Source organism: Nocardia sp. 852002-51101_SCH5132738 (assembly GCF_001665695.1).
Classification (GTDB): domain Bacteria; phylum Actinomycetota; class Actinomycetes; order Mycobacteriales; family Mycobacteriaceae; genus Nocardia; species Nocardia nova.
Genome location: NZ_LZML01000197.1, coordinates 1 through 18,486, shown reverse-complemented (window position 1 = coordinate 18,486; position 18,486 = coordinate 1). Strand labels below are relative to the sequence as shown.

The 18,486-nt window shown below is 67.6% G+C and carries 10 protein-coding genes; 1 reads left to right on the top strand and 9 read right to left on the bottom strand.

Annotated features, from left to right (window positions below):
• Positions 1-117 precede the first annotated feature (117 nt).
• The 6 genes from A5789_RS30575 to A5789_RS30550 form a co-directional block, all read right to left on the bottom strand.
• The gene (locus A5789_RS30575; RefSeq protein WP_369817521.1) at positions 118-3,489 is read right to left on the bottom strand and encodes an arabinosyltransferase domain-containing protein; all 3,372 of its coding nucleotides are present in this window, start codon (positions 3,487-3,489) and stop codon (positions 118-120) included.
• 112 nt (positions 3,490-3,601) lie between these two features.
• The gene (locus tag A5789_RS30570; RefSeq protein WP_064903247.1) at positions 3,602-6,853 is read right to left on the bottom strand and encodes an arabinosyltransferase domain-containing protein; all 3,252 of its coding nucleotides are present in this window, start codon (positions 6,851-6,853) and stop codon (positions 3,602-3,604) included.
• Between the two features lie 50 nt (positions 6,854-6,903).
• Positions 6,904-8,757, bottom strand: a complete 1,854-nt coding sequence (locus tag A5789_RS30565; protein ID WP_155525839.1) for a DUF6541 family protein — start codon at positions 8,755-8,757, stop codon at positions 6,904-6,906.
• A gap of 174 nt (positions 8,758-8,931) precedes the next feature.
• Entirely contained in the window at positions 8,932-10,896 is a 1,965-nt protein-coding gene (locus A5789_RS30560) for an arabinofuranosyltransferase (protein WP_064903245.1), read from the bottom strand.
• 175 nt (positions 10,897-11,071) lie between these two features.
• Positions 11,072-11,833 (bottom strand): decaprenylphospho-beta-D-erythro-pentofuranosid-2-ulose 2-reductase, encoded by a 762-nt coding sequence (locus A5789_RS30555; protein ID WP_030516814.1) that lies wholly within the window; start codon positions 11,831-11,833, stop codon positions 11,072-11,074.
• Entirely contained in the window at positions 11,830-13,320 is a 1,491-nt protein-coding gene (locus A5789_RS30550) for an FAD-binding oxidoreductase (RefSeq protein WP_167356699.1), read from the bottom strand. Before A5789_RS30550 ends, A5789_RS30555 begins: the two co-directional genes overlap by 4 nt.
• A gap of 142 nt (positions 13,321-13,462) precedes the next feature.
• Here A5789_RS30550 and A5789_RS30545 point away from each other — a divergent pair, with 142 nt between their 5' ends.
• Entirely contained in the window at positions 13,463-13,945 is a 483-nt protein-coding gene (locus A5789_RS30545) for a GtrA family protein (protein WP_104379108.1), read from the top strand.
• Between the two features lie 25 nt (positions 13,946-13,970).
• Here the strand turns inward: A5789_RS30545 and A5789_RS30540 are convergent, their stop codons facing one another.
• From A5789_RS30540 to A5789_RS30530, 3 genes are all read right to left on the bottom strand, one after another.
• On the bottom strand, positions 13,971-14,591 hold the full coding sequence (locus tag A5789_RS30540) for a pyridoxamine 5'-phosphate oxidase family protein (RefSeq protein WP_063016870.1): 621 nt from the start codon (positions 14,589-14,591) through the stop codon (positions 13,971-13,973).
• Between the two features lie 370 nt (positions 14,592-14,961).
• Complete coding sequence (locus A5789_RS30535) at positions 14,962-17,193, bottom strand: molybdopterin-dependent oxidoreductase (protein WP_063016828.1); 2,232 nt, start codon at positions 17,191-17,193, stop codon at positions 14,962-14,964.
• A 110-nt stretch (positions 17,194-17,303) separates the two neighbouring features.
• Positions 17,304-17,786 (bottom strand): hypothetical protein, encoded by a 483-nt coding sequence (locus A5789_RS30530; RefSeq protein ID WP_036525405.1) that lies wholly within the window; start codon positions 17,784-17,786, stop codon positions 17,304-17,306.
• Positions 17,787-18,486: the final 700 nt, after the last annotated feature.

Genomic DNA, 18,486 nt, shown 5'->3' with positions numbered 1-18,486 from the left:
GGGAGGGGGGCCCAAATCCGGGGCCCCCCCCCCCCCCCCCCCCCCCCCCCCCCCCCCCCCCGGGGGGGCCCGGCCCCCGGCCCCCCCCCCCCCCGCCGTGGTCGTATGCAGCGACGATCAGAACACGCGCAGCTGTCCCGGACTCCAGAATCCGGAGCGCGTCGCGGTGCCGGTGTCCACCTTCGCCGGTGTGGCATCGGTGTAGTACCGGTCGTAGCGCTCCAAGGTGCCCCAGTCACGAGCCCAGTTGTCCTTCAGATAGGTCGGGATCGTGGTGGAGCTCGCCAGCATCTGGGTGAAACCGAGCGGGCCGCCGAATTCCTCGGCCTGCCAGGTGTCGGTCGAGCTCACCGCGAGCGGGCGGTCGGGCAGGATGCGGTAGTTCGGCATGCTCGCCACGCCGTAACGGTGCGGGAACGGGTTCTGGCACGGGAACTGCAGGCCCACCGCCCAGTCCTCGAGCACCGGTTGCTCGGAGCCCAGGAAGTTGTTCAGCGTGACCATCTTCGGCACTCGCGGCGGTGTGAACGCCAGCCACTGGTCACCGATCAGCACATTGCGATTAGCCGAGATCCGCACCGCATCGGCGTCCGCGGCGATCTCCGACAGCGGAACGCGCAGGTTGCGCCACGACGGCGCCGGGCCGATATCGCGCGGGACGTAGCTGCCCTCGAATTTCACCGAACCGTCGGGCTGGCGTTTGCCGTACTCGAGCTTCAGGTCCTGGCCGTACTGCAGCGCCCCGGTCTGGTCGAAGGACAGGATGCGGCCGGCCGCGGAGATGACCACCAGCGGTGCATCGGCCGAGCGAGCGGGCAGTTCGTACCAGCTCGAGGTCAGATGCGCGGGCTGCTGCAGGCCCTGCTGATAGCTGCCCATCACCGGGGTCGCCTTCGGGTCGAGGCCGTAGGGCAGTGCCACCGTGGAGCCGTTGATCCCGGCCTCTTTCGAGGTGCCGCCGCCGGTGCCCGCGTTCTGTCCCTCGGCGAAGTTCGCGCCCACCGACTGGTTGGAGGTGTTACCGGTGCCCGGCTTCACCTCCACCGCATCGGCTTTCAGATCGGTCGGCACGCCGTTGGGATCGAAGCCGGTCGGGTCGACACCGGCCAGCGGATCGTTGTCCTTGGGCGGATGCGCGGGATCGATGATCGGATTCAACCGGCCCTGGTTCGGGTTCGACTCGACCAGAACGTCATCGGCGATTCCGCAGCGGTTGCCGTCGACCGCGTCGACGTTGCCCCGGGCCAGTGAGTAGGCCGGGTACTGGGTCACAGCGCCCTTGGCCAGCGACAGCACCTCGAACAACACCATCGCCGCGGCGACGAGCGTCAGCGGAATGGCCGCGAACCGGCGAATGCGCTTGCCGCGCGAGGATTTCGAACTCTCCGGCGGTTTGGCGTAACCCTCGCGCAGCGCCTGCCAGGCCACCACCGCGAGCGCGAGGCCGAACAGCACCAGCATCAGCGTGTTGGACTGGAAGCCGTGCAGGGAGACCGTCTTGTCGAACCACGGCACGCCGTAACTCGAGACGTACCAGTAGCCGTTGGTGCCGGAGAACGACAGCGCCAGAGCGAACAACAGAGCGGCCAGGAAGATCGAGCGGTTCTTGCGCGACCGCAGCGCCGTCGCCGAAACCGCGACCGCGGTCACCGCCGCGAGCGCACCCGCGATGCCCGCGTACGCGCCGAAGTGGTGGGTCCACTTGGTCGGGTTGAACATCATGAAGAAGATGGTTCCGCAGACCACCCCGATCAACCGCCAGGTCGGACCGCTGGAGATGCCGGGAATCTGCTTGCGCCGCAACAACACCAGGGCGGTGGTGATCAGGCACAGGATCATCACGATGAAGGCGAACCGGCGCGAGACCGAGCCGTCGACGGTCTGCACGAACAGGTAGTAGTAGCGCAGGTAGTCCTCGTACCAGGCCAGGTTCGGACCGGTGAGGCGCCGCACGCGGTTGGCCTCCTGGATCCCGGCGAAGGTCTGGTCGCTGTAGACGACGGTGAGCACCAGGAAACCGGCCGCCGCGATCGGCGCCAGCAACGGTAGTGAGGATACGAATCCCGAAGCGCGCCAGCCGCTACCGGCACGCGCCTGCAGGTCGCGCTTGCGGCGCACCACGATTCGAATCAGCGGCCGGATACCGGCGAGCAGGGCGGCCACACACATCAGGCCGGTCGGCGCCGCGGCGAGGGTGAACGCCGCGACCAGTACCGCGCCGGCGGCGGGCAACAGGCGTCCGGTGGCGATCGCGCGTTCGATGGACACCCAGGTCAGCAGCGCGCCCAGCGCGACGATCGGCTCCGAGCGCAGGCCGTTGTCGTAGGGCAGCCAGAAGGCGAGGAACACCAGCCCGCCGGTCCACAGCGCGACCTTCGAGGTCCGCACGCTGCGGCCCAGTCGTGGCACCACCTCGCGGCTGATCACCATCCAGCACAGGATTCCGCACAGCAGCGCGGGAATGCGCACCCACGGGCTGGCCGTGGAGATCTGCGCGAAGACCTGGATGACGTCGTAGTACCAGCCGAACGGCGCCTCCGGCACGCCGTACCAGCGGAAGTAGTTGGCCAGATAGCCCGCGTGCGGTGCCACTCGCACCATGGTCAGGATGTAGCCGTCGTCGGAGGTATTGGCGCCGATGAAGTGCCACACCAGCAGAATGCCCAGGACCGCGCCGTCGGCCCAGGTCGGCTTCAGCCAGTGCGCGGGGAAGAAGCGGCGGTGGCCGCGGCCGTCGCTGGTGTCGAGGCGGCCGAGTGCGGCCAGCGCGATGAGTGTGCACAGCACCGCGGCGATCATCGCGACCAGTTTGATCACGGTCGGCGAGGACGAGAAGCGGGAATCGACGGTCATGTGGAACGACAGCCCGGCCGGCGCCGCGCCCTTCAGATCCGAGAACACGCCGACCACCTGCGGCCGCAGATCACCCTGCAGGGCGCCGTCCACCGGCACGGTCACGGTTTCGGTGCCGCCGTCGGCGGTGGGCCGTTCGACCTGCTTGGTCAGGCCCTCGAAGTGGGCGTAGGTGCGGTCGATATCGGAGGTGATGGTGATGGCGGTGCAGCCCTCGAGCTCGCTGCGCTTCGCGGAGGCGACGATCGCGTTGCGGTCGACCACGTCGACCGAATCGCTGGTGACACGCACGAACATGCCCTCGAGCGCGGAGCGGTCGCCCTGCGGCGGCGCGGTGTTGAGCAGCATGCCGCCCTGGGGCAGCGCGGCCACCGTCGAACACGGGATGGATGCCCGCAGATCCACCGGGACCTGCGACATCAGCGGCGCCTCGACATTGCCGATGCTCCCGCCCTGCGGCCAGTTCACCTCGGCGGTGGTCTGCTGGACCGGCAGAAACGGGGTGGCGAGCGCGAAGATCGCGCCGAGCAGGCCGGCGATCACGGCGATCATCCGGGCGGTGCGGAAATCGCGCGACGTCACCGGTTGTTCGGCGACCGGCGGTTTGGTCAAGACAGCTGTTGCGGCGTCGGGCACGGATGGTGATGTTATCTGCCCACACTGAGAGTGACCGTGTTCACGGGAACGGTTCGGACCTATCGATTTTCCGAACCGTTGCCCGTACTTCCGCTACATACCGGTCGACCTGCTATTTCACTTTGATGGGCGCATCCTTGGCCCAGCCCCAGCGCGTCCGAACCGTCACCCCGACATCGGCCTGGCGCGCCTCCGGGACGTAGGGGGTGAACCGTTCCAGCGAACCCCAGTCGCGGCTCCAGTCGTCGTTCAGATAGGCGGGGATGGTCTGGGCCGACAGCAACAATCCGGTCCAGCCCAGTGGACCGCCGCCGATATCGTCCTGCCAGGCGTTGGAGGCGTCGGAACCGACCCGGTCCGGCAGGATGCGCCACTTCGGCACCTCGGCCACGCCGTCCTTGTGGTCGAACGGACGCTGGCAGGGGAAGGCCAGGCCGACGTGCCAATCCTCGAGGACGGGATCGGTGTGTCCGACCACCGAATCGAGGGTGGCGAGCTTCGGCAGGCGTGGCGGTGTGACCGCGAGCCACTGCCGCGGCGTCAGATCGTTGGCGACCGCCACGATCCGCACCGCGTTGGTCCCGTCCGGAATGCGGTCCAGCGGCACCCGCATATTCCGCCACGACGGCGCGCCGCCGATATCCAGCGGCACGAACGAGCCCAGCGGCCGCACGGTGCCGTCGGCGGCGCGGTCGCCGAATTCGACGCGCAGATCCTGGCCGTAGGTGACCACGCCGTCGGCGTTCACCGATTTGATCCGTCCGGCCGCGGTGATCACCAGGACCTTGCGGTCCGGATCCTGGCGGGCGCCGGGCAGGTCCATCCGGTACCAGCCCGAGGTCAGATGCGCCTGCTGTTTGGTCCCGGTGGTGTAGCTGCCCAGCACCGGTGTGCGGGCCGGATCCAGACCGAACGGCAATGCGACGGTGCTGCCGTTGACGCCCGCCTGCTGTGTGGTGCCGCCGCCGGTGCCCGCGGTGGTGGTGCGGGTGGTCTTGTTCGCGGAATCGGCGTTGACCGAATTCGCGCCGCCGGTGGTCGTCTCCTCGGCGTCGGCGGTCAAGTCCTTGGCCACACCGTTCGGGTCGAAGCCCACACTGTCGGCGCCGAGCGCATCGGCCGCGGAACCGGAGTAGGGCTGCAGCAGGGAATCGGCGGTATCGGTTTCGGTGAGTACCGCGTCGGCCAGGGAGCAGGGATGTCCGCCCAGGGCACGGATATTCGACTTCGCGATGGAATAGGCCGGATATTGCGTAATCGCGCCCTTGCCGAGGGAGGCGACCTCGAACAGCACCATGACCGCGGCCGCGATGGTCAGCGGTTGCACCGCCCAGGTGTCGAACCGCCTGCGGCCCTCGGTCTTTCGATACGGCTCGCGATAGTACTGATACGCCGCCAGCAGCAGGCTCAGCACCGCGAGTCCGAGAAACAGCGTCGAGAGGCCCTTACCCGCGACCAGCGGCGCCTTGTCGTACCACGGCACACCGTAGCTGGAGACGTACCACCAGCCGTTGGATCCGGTGAACGTGATCGCCAGCAGGAAGAACACCGCGGCCGCGAACAGCGAGCGGTTGTAGCGGGCGCGAATTCCGTTGATACCCACCGCGACCGCGGTCAGCGCCGCGAGCGAACCGGCCAATCCGGCATAGACGCCGAAGTGGTGGGTCCACTTGGTGGGCGTGAACATCATCAGCAGCAGCGACATGAACACGATGCCGAGGATGCGGGCCGAAGGGCCCTTCGAGGTACCCGGAATGCGGCCGTTCTTGCGCAACATGACCAGAACGCACACCAGCAGGCACAGCAGCATGCCGAGAATGCCGAACCGGCGGGCCAGCGAGCCGTCCGGCGCCAGCATCAGCAGCGAATCCCAGCGGGTCCGCTCGTCGAACCAGGCCACATTCGGTCCGATGATCTTGCGGACCCGGGTCGCCTCCATCACCGAGGCCAGTGTCTGATCGGCGAAGACCACCACCAGGACCAGTGCTCCGGCGGCCGCGCCCGGTGCGAGCAGGGCGCCGTACCGCAGTACCGCCGCGCGGGCCGAACCGCCGCCGCGGGCGCGGGAGATGATGTGCTGCAGGACCGGTCGCGAGCCGGCGACCAGGGCGGCGATGCAGATCAGGCCGGTCGGCCCGGCGGCGAGCGAGAACGCCGCGATCAACACCGCGATCGCGGCGGGCAGCAGTCGTCCGGTCGCGATCGAGCGTTCGATCGAGCACCAGGTCAGCAGCGCGCCCAGGGCGATCAGCGGTTCCGGGCGCAGGCCGTTGTCGTAGGGCAGCCAGGCGACCAGGAACACCAGCCCCGCCGTCCACAGCGCCACGGTGTCGCGACGGACGCGAGAACCCAGGCGCGGCAGCACTTCCCGGCTGATCACCAGCCAGCACAGCACGCCGGCCAGCAGGGCCGGCAGCCGCATCCACCAACCGGTGTCGCTCACCCGGGTCATCCACGCCAGCACCTCGTACGGCCAGCCGAAGGGCGCCTCGGCCACTCCGAACCAGCGGTAGTAGTTGGCCATATAGCCCGAATGTTTCGACGCCCGGGCCATATTCAGGATGTAGCCGTCGTCGGAGGTGTTGGCGCCGATGATGTGCCAGACCACCAGGGTGCCCAGCACCACCACATCCGCGACGGTGACCCGCCACCAGTGGGCCGGCAGGAAGCGGCGCGGTCGTCGTCCGTCGGCGGTATCGATCAGGTGCAGGCAGATCAGTGCGATGAGGGTGAAGACGACCGCGCCGATGATCGCGGCCAGCTTCAGCGGGCTCGGCGTCGACGAGAAGCGCGAGTCGATGGCGGCGTGCAGGTGGGCGTCACCGAGCTGCGCTCGCGTCAGATCGGTGAAGACGCCGACGATTTGGGGTCGCACATCGCCGCCGACGGTATTGGTGAACGGTGTGCCGTCCTGCCGTGTCACACCGGTGAATTCGGCCGTCGTGGCCTGGGCCGTGGAGGTGACGACGAAGCGCGCGCAGCCACCCACCTCGGCCAGCGGCGCCGAGAGCAGCGGAATATCGCGCAGCAGCACCGAGAGTGTGCGCCCACCCGGCTCGTCGGTGACCCTGGCGATCAGACCCTTCGCAGAGGCATTGGGTGCGTCGGCGGGCACCGTGGACAAGACCGTGCCGCTGGGTAGTTCGCGTAGCGCGCTGCACGGCAGCGAGGCGTCGACGGTGAGCGGCACATACGACACCAGTGGCGCGTTCACCGGGACCGATTGCGGCTGCGGCCAATCCAGGCTCGCCCGGTCCTCCCGCACCGGTAGCAGCGGTGTGAGCACCGCGAGGGCGACGGCGATCAAGCCCGAAAGGAGGGCGATCACGCGGATGCGGGGAAACGCTGGAGAGTCTGCGCGCACCCAGCGATGCTAGGCGACCGGAGCGACGGGCCCGGAGGTGGCAGGGCGCATCACCGCAGTCCGCGCACATCCCAGACGACGACACCGTCGACCACCTGCCCCGGGATGCCGAGCAGCTGGTCGAGGGTCGCGCGGATCGCCCCGCCGTGTTCGGTGGGCGGCAGGACGACCACGTCGGCGTGCCAGTAGGCCAGATCGGTCAGCGCTTGCGCCCTCGCCCGGGAATCGACCGGCTGGATCCGATCGGTTTTCTGCGCCCGCATCAACAGCGTCGCGGTCGGCCGATCGTCGGGACCGTAGCGGCCCTTCTTGTCGGCCGTCGGCCCGACGAAATAGCCGCCCGCGAGCGGAAAGCCGAAATGGGCATCGACCTGCCAGTTCAGCGGCTGGGCGTCGAGCCGGGTCGGCGGCGGCGCGATGACGACCGAGCCGTCGCCGACATAGCGGCCGACCGTGCCGTCGGTGAAGAACCGCGGCGTCGGATCGCGATGGGTCACCGGCAGCACGGTGGGGACCAGCGGGACCAGTGCCAGCGCGACGGCGGTGAACCAGATCGCCGGCCGCAGGTCGTTCGTGCTGGTGCCGGCGTACTCGAGGATTCGCTGCGTCCCCAGCGCCAGGATCACCGCGAGCGCCGGAATCGCGGCCATGGTGAAACGCGTCTCCAGCACGGTGTTCAGCAGCGGCACGTGGTCGAGCCAGTGCCACGGGAGGGTGATCCCGGTATCGGACCTGCCGATTCGCAGCGATACGCCCAGCGACAGGACGCTGAACACGACGATCACCGTCGTGGCCGCGCGAATCGCCCGATAGTCGCGGTGGCGTGAGCGCCACAGCCAGACCGCGGTCACAGCGGTCGAGGCCAGCAGCGGCCAGCCGAAGAAGGCGTTCTCCTCGGTCGGATTGATCGCCGGGGTCTTGCCCGGGGCGAAGACCCCGCCCAGCGATTGCGAGGGAAATTCGACCAGCGCCTCGAGATCGTTGCCCATCGGCCCGTGATCGATGGACCGGTAACTCTGCGGCCCGAAGAACTGCCACCACAGCGGAATCGCCGTGGCGGCCACCGTGATCACCGCGGCCAGCGCCAGGGTCGGCGTCACGGCACGTACCACCCGCAGCCCGGTCCGAGGTTCGTGCAGGTAGTAGACCAGGGCGTACAGGCCGAAGCCCAGGGCGAAGATCAGCAGCGGCTCCTCGCCGAGCGCGATCTGCAGCGCGACCAGAACCGCGAGCACCACGGCCTCTCGCATTTGCCGCGCCCGGCTCACCGTTTCGTCGGACGCGGCCCGGCGCGCCATCCGGACGAGCAGGATCGCGAGCACCGGCAGGATCGCCAGACCGACGAAATTGGGGTGGGCGTTGGCATGCGAGATCATCGCGGGTGCGAAGCCGCAGAACGCGCCGCCCAGGGCGGCGGCGAAACGGGATCGCACCAACTCCCGCGAGAACAGCCAGTACCAGGCGAAACCGGTTCCGGCGAGACCCAGGGTGAGCACGAGCGCGAAGGTGACGGTCGGGCCGAACAGCACGGTCACCGGCGTCAACGGAATCCCGACGCCGAACATGGCGGTATTGGCCATCATGTTCACGCCGTCGGGATAGTTCTGCAGATTCGTGCCCAGCGGGTTGTGCCGATGGATCACCGCATGTGCGGTTTCGGCGAAGAACCACTCCCACATCGACTGGTCCTGGCCACTCTTCACCAGGTATCCGTGCGCGGTGTCGCGCCACTGCCCGGACAGTACGTACACAGCGGCAGTGAGATAGAGGACGGCGACCGCAAGATCTGCGCGGGACGCGAGCAGCCGGTCGAGCAGCCGCGCGCCCCGGGAGGGTCTGTCCGCGGGTCTCGGCTCCGGCGACGTGCGCAGCTCGTGCCCCTCGGACAGAACGGCCGCGCTCACCCCCGGACGCTGTGACTCGTCGGGAACCGCTGGCCCGCCCTGCACCACTGGTAAAACACTCCTTCGGCCGACAATCAGCCACCCACCGTACCCATCTGGAGTGAAGTGGCGCCGGGTGAGCGTTGGTTATCCACAGGAACGGGGAAAATTCCACAGCGTTATCCACAGTGCGGGTCAGGAGCGCACGACCAGGGTGAACGGCCCGATATCCGTGATCCGGAAATGCGGATCGGCGAAGAGCCTCCCCGGGAATTCGACGGTGTAGCGGCGCACGTTGGGGTCGTTGGGATAGACGTCCTCGGCCAGGCGCAGGGTGTAGTTCTCGCCGCTGCGGCGGAACAGGAAGGCGTCCGGCGCGCGCCACGGAGAGTGGTTCAGCGCGTCGATCAACTCGGCCGGTGATTTCAGCTCGCTCCAGCGCTTGATCTCGGCGGCCCGGGCCGGGAAATCGGCGAGCGGGTTGGCGTAATGCGAGGTCAGGGCCTGGAAACCGAAATACGGATAGTAGGACAGGAAGCTCGTGTCGGCGGTGAGGAGCACCGTCTCGTCGCGCGGCCGCCCGGTCTGCTCGGTGAGGACCTGGTCGATGTGGCCGTAATGCGACACCGCCGAGGGGCTGCGCTTGTCCGCTCGTACCCCGTTGCCGTCGGTGTCGGTGTAGGCGGTGGTGATCTCGGCATTCAGGATGCCGGGAATGCTCTGTGTGAAGGCCAGCGCACCGAGGACCGCCACCACCGCGGTTGCCGCCCGGAATCGTCGCGGTTCGTCGAGGGCTTGGTACACGGCTCGTGTGCCCTCGACGAATCCGAACGCTCCCGCCGCGGCCAGCAGCACCTGCAGGATGGGTTCCAACCGGAAGGCCAGCCCCGTCGTACCGGCGGCCGTGACCAGCATGGAGGCCAGCGACCACAGATAGATCGCGACCACCGAGATGGCGAGTGCCTGGGCCCGTCGCGAACTCGCGGCCCGCACCACCAGCCAGAGGGCGCCGAGCAGGCAGAGGGCACCGAGCAGCGGTTCGGAGAAGTCGAACATCGGGAACGCCAGCCGCGAACCGGATTCCGGCAGGTAGTGCAGGGCCGTATTGGATTCCGGCGGATGCCCGGTCAGCACTTTCGCCAGATACGGGGCCCAGACGATGAGGGCCAGGATCGCGGCGATCACGCCCATGACGATCAGCCGCAGCAGAATCGGCCACAGCAGGCGGAAGAGGCCCAGCCGCGGAGCGCGCGGCTGATGTACCGCGATCTCGCGCTGCTGCCACCACAGGGTTGCCCAGGCGACGAGACCCATCAGGACCACGGTGAAGACCGCGACCACGAAGAACAGCGTGTAGAACATCGCCGACAGTCCGAGGAACGCCCCCGCTCCGAGCGCCGCGCCCCAGCCGCCCGCGGTGCGCGGCTCGCCGGCCGGGCTCCCCGTCGCCCCGAATTCGGCGGGTCGATACAGCGCACCCCACGCCAGCACCATCGCCGGCGCGAACAGGATCACCAGCACGGCGCTGTAGGCCTCGGGGGAGGCGAACGCCACCATCACCGCGGTGGTCGTCGCCGCGACCGCGACCGCCCAATCCCAGCGAATCAGCTTGGACCACAACACGAGTGCCAGCACCGACGCCACCGCCAGCGACACGATCGCATAAGGCTTGAACGTCTCCCACCCGGCCAGGCCGAGCAGATTCGCGACCCGTCCGCCGATCCAGAACCAGCCGGCGGGGTAGTACGCCGGAATGTCGGCGTAGGTCATATCGTGCAGCGCGGCGGTATCGGTGAGGCGCGTCAGATATTCGGTGCGGAATTCCTGATCCACCGAAATGCCGAACAGATACAGCTTGGTCGCCGCGAGCGGCATTCCCAGCGTCACCGTGACGAAGGCGGAAATACCCGCCCAGGACAGCACTTTCGCCACCCACGGCCACCGGCGCATCCGGATCAGCACGATGGCGAGCACCAGCAGCACCGCCGCACCCGCCTGCCCCACGGTGGTCAGCGCGCGAGTCACATTGGAGGAGTTGAACGCCGGCCACTGCACCGCCGACATCGCCGTCAGCCCGATCGCCGCCACCAGCGCGGCGACCACCGCCCCGACGACAGCTTCCCCGAGCCCGCCCCCGACCTGCCGGACTAGTACGCGCACAGTGCCTCCGGATCCTCTCTCGCCGCCGATCTGCCCGCGAGCCTACAAGCCGGGTGGAACCGGTTCGCGTCGGCGCGATGCTCGCGCTGTGCCGGCGGCCGTCCTCGTGAAACGACGAAGGAGAGCCGGCGCTCGGTAGCGGCGACTCTCCTTCGCGGCTCGAAATCGAACCGATCTAGATGGGAAGTCTGCGGAAGATCGGGCGCGGAACGTGGCGCAGGATCATCATGACCCAGCGGAACGTACCCGGCGCCCAGACCAGTTCCTTACCCTTCTCGGACGCCGAAACCGCAAGCACCGCAACGTCTTCCTTGTTCACCGTGAGCGGCGCCTCGGCGACGTGCGCGGAGAACTGGGTGCGCACCTGGCCCGGCCGCACCACGGTGACGCGCGGGCCGTGCGGGCGCAGCGCCTCGCCCAGGCCGAGATAGAACCCGTCCAGACCGGCCTTGGTGGAGCCGTAGACGAAGTTGGCGCGCTTGACGCGCTCACCGGCCACCGAGGACATGACGATGATCCGCCCGAAGCCCTGGGCCTTCATCTTCTCGCCGACGAGCACGCCGACCGATACGCCCGCGGTGTAGTTGACCTCGGCGACCCGCACGGCCTTGAGCTGGTTCTGCCACAGCTCCTCGGCGTCGCCGTCGAGCGCGAAGGCGACGATCGCGACATCGATATCGCCGTCGGCCCAGGCCTGTTCGATCACCTTGGGGTGGCTGCCGGTGTCCAGCGCGTCGAAGTCGACGATCTCGACCTTCGACGCGCCCGCGGCCTCCAACTGAGCGACCGACTGCGCGCGCAACGGATCGTTCGGCAGCGCCGCGAGCACCACTCGCGCCGGACCCTTCTTCAAGTACTCCTCGACGATCGCGAGGCCGATCTCCGAGGTACCGCCCAAAAGCAGAATGTTCTGCGGGTTACCTACCGCGTTGATCACTGCAGCTCCAGCCTTCTCGCCATATCGGACATGAAAACGCCTGTGGGATCGACACTTCGGCGGACCTTGATCCACTCGTCGATCTTGGGATACATCTTGTGGAAGGTCTCCGCGGTGGTCCGGGAGTCCTTCGCCGTGTAGAGGCGACCGCCGAATTCCAGGACGCGACGGTCCAATTCGGTGACCAGCTCGTTGAGGCCCGGACGCACGGGGAAGTCGACGCAGATGTTCCAGCCCTCCATGGGGAAGCTCAGCGGCGCCTGGTTGCCCGGCCCGAAGAACTTCAGCACATTGAGCGCCGAGTAGTGACCGGAACGCTGGATGTCGACGATGATCTTGGTGAATTCGTCCAGCGCCTCGGGCGGCAGGACGAACTGATACTGGATGAAACCGGCCGATCCGTAGGCCCGATTCCACTCCGAGACCACGTCCAGCATGTGATAGAACTGCGTCAAGTTCATGATCTTGCCGGTGTAGTTGCCGCCGAGCGCGTAGTACGCCTCGCCGACCATGCCGAGCGTGAGCTTGTTGGCCGCGAAACTCGGGAAGATGTTCGGCACCGTCAGCAGATTCGGCGCGTCGAACTTCAGCGGATTGGCGCGCAGCTTCTTCGGCAGTTCGTCCAACTTGGCCAGGCGGCCGCGAGAAACGTTGGCGCGCCCCAGCTTCGGCGGTGCGCTGATCACGTCGAACCAGGTCGAGGAGTAGGTGTAGTTCTCCTCGGAGCCGTCCTTGTGTACGGCGATGGTCTCGTCCAGCGTCGTGGTCTTGATGCCGTCGGCGATGAAGTAGGCCGTCTCGGTCGGCGTCATCTCGATCGTGGCGCGCAGGATGATGCCGGTCAGGCCGTTGCCGCCGACGGTCGCCCAGAACAGCTTGGCGTTCTTCTTGGGACCGATGTGCTGAATCTTGCCGTCGGCGGTCAGCAGGTCGATCGAACGCACGTGGTTGCCGAAGCTGCCCGCGCTGTGGTGGTTCTTGCCGTGGATATCGGAGGCGATGGCGCCGCCGACGGTCACCTGCCGGGTGCCGGGCAGGACCGGAACCCACAGGCCGAACGGGAGCGCGGCCTTCATCAGCTGATCGAGGCTGACGCCCGCATCCACATCGACCAGGTGGCTGTCACGGTCGATCCGGTGGATGTTGTTCAGCGCCGACATGTCGATGACGAGGCCGCCACCGTTCTGCGCATGGTCACCGTAGGACCGGCCGAGCCCGCGCGCGATCACGCCGCGTCGCAGGTACGCCGGCTTGGACTCGTTGTCCTCCGCGACCATGGCCACGGCCTTGGCGATCAGTTCCGGATCGCCGGTCGAGAGCACTTCGGAGGTGGAGGGAGCGGTACGACCCCATCCGGTCAGTCGACGGGTATGCGTCGGCAGCGAAAAGCTGTCGGCGGAGCCGTTGCTGCTTGCCTGTGACGCCTCGCCGTCGCCCGCGGAGTTCGCAGGACCCGCGGCGGTGGAGGTCTGAGCTTTCGTGGACATCGGCATAGAGGCTACAGGTATGGCCGGGGCAGGGGTCGGCTGTCGCGTGTCCGCGGCCCGCTCGAGGCGGATTTCACAGCGGCGACCGGGGCGGGAGCGCGGTTGTCGCGGCGTGTGCGGCGCGACCCGCTACTCTCGTGCCGTGAGTGCGGAACCCCATCTTCCTCTTCCGGCCGAGTTGCCCCTGGTAGACGAGCCGGGCGGCACGGATGTCGATCTGAAGACGCAGATTGTCCGGTTCGTCCTCACCGGCGGATTGTCGGCGGTGGTCGACTTCGGGCTGTACGTGCTGCTCATGGCCCTGTTCGGGGTCCCGCGCGATTTCGCCAAGGCCTGCAGTTTCATCGTCGGTACCACCACGGCGTATCTGATCAACCGGCGCTGGACGTTCAAGGCGCCGCCGAGCCGCAGCCGGTTCGTGGCGGTGGTGATCCTCTACGCGGTGACCTTCGCGGCGCAGGTGGGTATCAACGCGCTGCTCAACGACACCCTGCCCGCGATGTCGGTGGATATCGCCGGCCATTCGGTGAAGGGTGCGGTGCTGATCGCCTTCGTCATCGCGCAGGGCGTGGCCACCGTGATCAACTTCGTCGTGCAGCGTGCGGTGATCTTCAAGATCCGCTGACGTTCGGATCGCCTATCCCGAACCGTCAACCCTCCGCGACGAGGGCCCGCGCCTGCGCCTTGGCGCCGAAGTAGTCCCCACCCTTGGCCCGCGGACTGTCGGTACCCCATTCCCGCTCCTCGCGGGCGGCCGGCGTCAGGTGCGGGATGTGCTTTCTGCAGTGGATGTAGGCCTCCTCGACATCCACGACCACCCACCGCTCGGCGACCCGGCCGCGCTCGGCCGGCGGCAGGTCGGGTACCCGGCCTCGCAACGACTGATCGTCGACGATGCGTGCCGATCCGTTGATATGCAGCCCGACCAGGTCGTGGACGAAGTCGATCATCAGGATGCCGACGTGCGGATTCTCCAGGATGTTGCCGAGGGAGGCCATCACTCCGTTGCCGCGGTATTCCGGATAGGCGACCGTGCGGTCGTCGATGACGTGCACGAATCCGGGTTTGCCGGCCCGGAAGCTGGTATCGCATTCACCGTGCCGGTCGGCGGTGGCGATGAAGGCCATATCCATCCGTCCCACGAACTCGCGCATGCGTGAGTTGAGGCTGTTCAGCACCTGTTCGTCGTAGAAACGCTCCGCGCGCTCCTCGGTGCCGAATCGGCGTTGCAGTTCTCGCTCGCCGTCACTGCCGCCTGTGGAACCGGACATGCCACACCCCTCCGGGTAGCTGAGATCCGCACGTGGATGGTTCGGCATTGAACCTGAAATATGTCGAAATCCTATAGGAACGAACGTGTTTCGGATGGCGAAATCAGCGAACCGGCAGATGGGCGCACTGTCTGTGAAGACAATCTGTGAGCTGAGCCGCTACCGCGCATCAGTCTCGCGTACGGGACAGGTGCGCGGCAACGCCCGAAATGCCGTTTGCCTCAGGGCTGCTGGCCGAATTCGAAGGGTGCCGGCGGCCGAACTGCTTGCGAGCGTGCGCTTTTCACATTTACGAGTACGGAGATAGCGCGCGGGTTGCCCGCTGCGCCACGAGCGCTATCCCCCTTGCACGTGCCGACCGGTCGGAGAATCACACCGGCGTGATGGTCACCGGAACCCCGTTGAACACCGCATTCCCGGACACGGCGTCGATGCGGGAATCATCGGTCAGGGCATTGGCATTCACGCCGGCGTGCTCCCGCGCGACCGTCTGGGTACTGCCCGAATGTCCCCATCCGTGCGGCAGGCTCACCACGCCGGGCATGATCCGGTCGTTCGGTTCCACCGGCACGGTCAGCTTTCCGGCCGCCGATTCGATCGCGGCCAGATCGCCGAGCCCGAGGCGGGCGACGTCGTCGGGATGAATATGCAGCGTGCAGGTATTGGAGCCGCCGACCAGCGCCGGTACGTTGTGCATCCAGCTGTTGTTCGACCGCAGCTGCCGCCGGCCGATCAAGACCACATCCGGTCGGGCAGCGGACAATTCGGCCACCAGCCGGGTCGTATCGTCGAGCAGCGGCTGGGGCGCCAGCTCCACCTTCCGGGAGGCGGTGCGCAGCACACCGGGCAGTCGCGGTCGCAGCGCACCCAGGTCGACGCCGTGCGGATTGTCGAGGAGAACCTGCAGGTTCAGTCCCTCGGGCGCCCCGCTCTCGCCGGTGCCGATGTCCACCGGCTGACGATCGGGATTCCACTCGCCGTACGGGCCCAGGCGCAGCATCATGTCGATGCGCTGTTCGGTGGTGTCGGCGCCGATCAATTCGCCGCGTCGCTCGGTGAGACCTGCCTTGTGCAGCGTGCCGGCGATGATCAGCTCGTCCACCTCGGCGACGTAATCGCGCCCGGGCTCCGGTCGCTGCCCCGCCAGGGAAAGTGCGAGGCGGGCAAGTATTTCCGGTTCCGAGGGCCGATCGTCCGGCAGGGCGACCAGCGGCGGGGAATAGCGGGCGTAGTTGTGCACCGCGAACTGCAGCAGCGCGAAATCGTAGTGCGGCGCCTGCAGTGTGCGCGGCGGCGGCAGAATCACATCCGCATGGCGGGTGGTCTCGTTGAGGTAGCGATCCACGCTGACCATGAAGTCCAGCCCGGCCAGCGCTTCGCCCAGCCGTGCGCCCGCGGGCGCCGAGAGCACCGGATTGCCGGCCACCGTCACCAGCATCCGGACCTGTCCCTCACCGGGCGTGAGAATTTCGTCGGCCAGCGTCGCGACGGGGAATTCGCCCATGGCTTCGGGCAATTCGCGCACCCGGCTGGTCCAGCGCCCGAGCCGGAACGGCCGCGTTCGCACGATGCCCAGTGCCGCGGCGGTCGCGAACATCGCGCCGCCGGGCCGGTCGAGATTGCCGGTGAGCACGTTGATCACATCCACCAGCCACTGCGTGAGAGTGCCGAATTCGGCGGTGCAGGTGCCGATGCGCGCATAGACCGCGGCCGTCGGCGCCGCGGCCAGCTCCCGCGCCAGCCGCGCCACGGTCTCGGCGGGGATGCCCGTGCGTGCCTGCACGGCCTCGGGCGTGAACGAGACTGCCGCCGAACGGATCTGTTCGAGTCCCGCCACCTCGACTCGGATATCGGTCAGATCCTCCGCGAAGAGTGTGTGCACGATGCCGAACAGCAGATAGGCATCGCTTCCGGGCCGGATGAACAGATGCTCGTCGGCGAGGTCCGCGGTCCGGGTGCGCCGCGGATCGACCACGACCAACCGCCCGCCGCGTTTGCGCAGCGCCTTCAACCGGCCCGGATAGTCCGGGGCGGTACACAGCGAGCCGTTGGACTCCAGCGGATTGGCGCCGAGCATCAGCAGGTAGTCGGTGCGGTCCAGATCGGGTACCGCGACCGTGAGCGGATCGCCGAACATGAGCCCGCTCGACACCTGCTTCGGCATCTGATCGGCGGTGCTGGCCGAGTACAGATTGCGCGTGCTCAACGCCCGGATGAGCGCCGGCACGTACAGCGCGCCGGCGACTGTGTGCGCATTCGGATTGCCCAGATACAGCGCCGCGGCCTGGCGGCCGTATTCGTCGAGGACGGCCGGGGCCCGCTCGGCGATGAGGTCGAAGGCCTCGGTCCAGGTGGCCTGGCGCCAGGTGTCGGTGGCGCGATCACGGATGATCGGTTCGGCCAGCCGATCGGGGTCGGCGTCCAGCGCCCCGAGGCTCGCGCCCTTCGGGCAGATGAAGCCGCGGCTGAACGGGTCCTCACGGTCGCCGCGCACGCGCGTCACCCGGTCCTGAGCGTCCAGGGTGATCTCGAGTCCGCAGACGGCCTCGCACAGCGGGCAGGTGCGGTGGGTGGTACGGGCTTCTGCGGTGACGCGTGACATGGATCCATCATCGTCGGCGACTCGTCGTCGCGCCGAGATTCATTCGAAATGCACGAAAACCGCGAAACCGCGAGAACAGTGTCGTTCTCGCGGTTTCGCGGATGGTCGATTCAGCTGGCGATGCGAGCGACCTGCGGCTTACGGCCGGAGTTCGCCGAACGCACGGCCGCGGCGATCGCGACGACCGGCGGCAGCCAGCGGGCCTCGGTCGGCGCTACACCCCAGCAGGCCTCGCCGGCCGAGAGCTGGGTGGGCGGCAACGGGATGCCCGCACCGTCGGTGTAGACGATCGCGCCGGCCGCGCGCAGCGCCTCGAGCGCCATCGCGGCCTTGGCGAGTCCGGTCACCAGGTGGATCTCGCGGCGCTCGGCGCCCGGGATCTCGATCACCGGTCCGGACAGGTTGTTGGCCCGCAGGAATCGGCGCACGTTCGCGGCCAGTTCGCCGGCGACCTCGATACCGGACACATTCGTGTCGGTGATCAGGCAGATGCCGTTGGCCGTTTCAGCGACCGTCCACCCGCGCTGGATGTAGTCCTGCGCGGTAGCGGCCAACGTCGCCGCGTGGACGGAAGTCGGAAACGCTGTACGCACTGTGTTCTCCATTCCCCGGGTAGATCTGGGTCCTGCGTCGGTGTTCATGGGACGTATCGGGCCGCGCTACCGGCGGTGTTACAACTTGGTGGAAATTTCTTCGTGATGGTCGGATACGTCACAGGGTCGGGCGGTGATCGCCGGTGGCTATGAACCTTTCGGACCGCCGTTCGCCGCCGTTGTGAACTGCTACGACTACCACCTTTGTGTGCGTCGCTGTGAATCGAATGCGTTGCGGCTGTTGATTCCCTGGCAGGTCGCTGGGAAGAAATGGGACGAAAGTGTGATGTGAGTCGCATGTGACCGATGGGATTCGATCCCGCCGGGAGATTGCTCGCTTCCGCTGTGCCGGGAGAGGATTCGAATCATGAGCGACGACCCGCAGCGGCCCAGGAACCGGGACTCCGATACCGCCGGCGCGCGCGATTCCGCTGGGGGCGCACGAAATATGGACGAAGCACCCGAGTCGCCGGCCGAACGTGCCGGAATCGACGACCGGTCCGGCGAAGGCGAACCGGGCGAGGTTGAGTCCAGCAGGATGGTGTATGGCCGGACGCCAGCAAAGTGCGGGCGTGTCGTAGCCGGATAGGGGGTGGTCACCGCGTGATCCTTCAAAAGACCGGCAAGTCACTTGAAGGAAAGAAAGTTCACGCGATGACCTCTGTCCAGCCTATCGACCCGTCCAAGATGCTGTCGGACC

Coding starts and splice junctions, on each gene's coding strand:
- A5789_RS30550 (WP_167356699.1), bottom strand. CDS start 13,320: ATGTCCACGAAAGCTCAGACCTCCACCGCCGCGGGTCCTGCGAACTCC.
- A5789_RS30535 (WP_063016828.1), bottom strand. CDS start 17,193: ATGTCACGCGTCACCGCAGAAGCCCGTACCACCCACCGCACCTGCCCG.
- A5789_RS30540 (WP_063016870.1), bottom strand. CDS start 14,591: ATGTCCGGTTCCACAGGCGGCAGTGACGGCGAGCGAGAACTGCAACGC.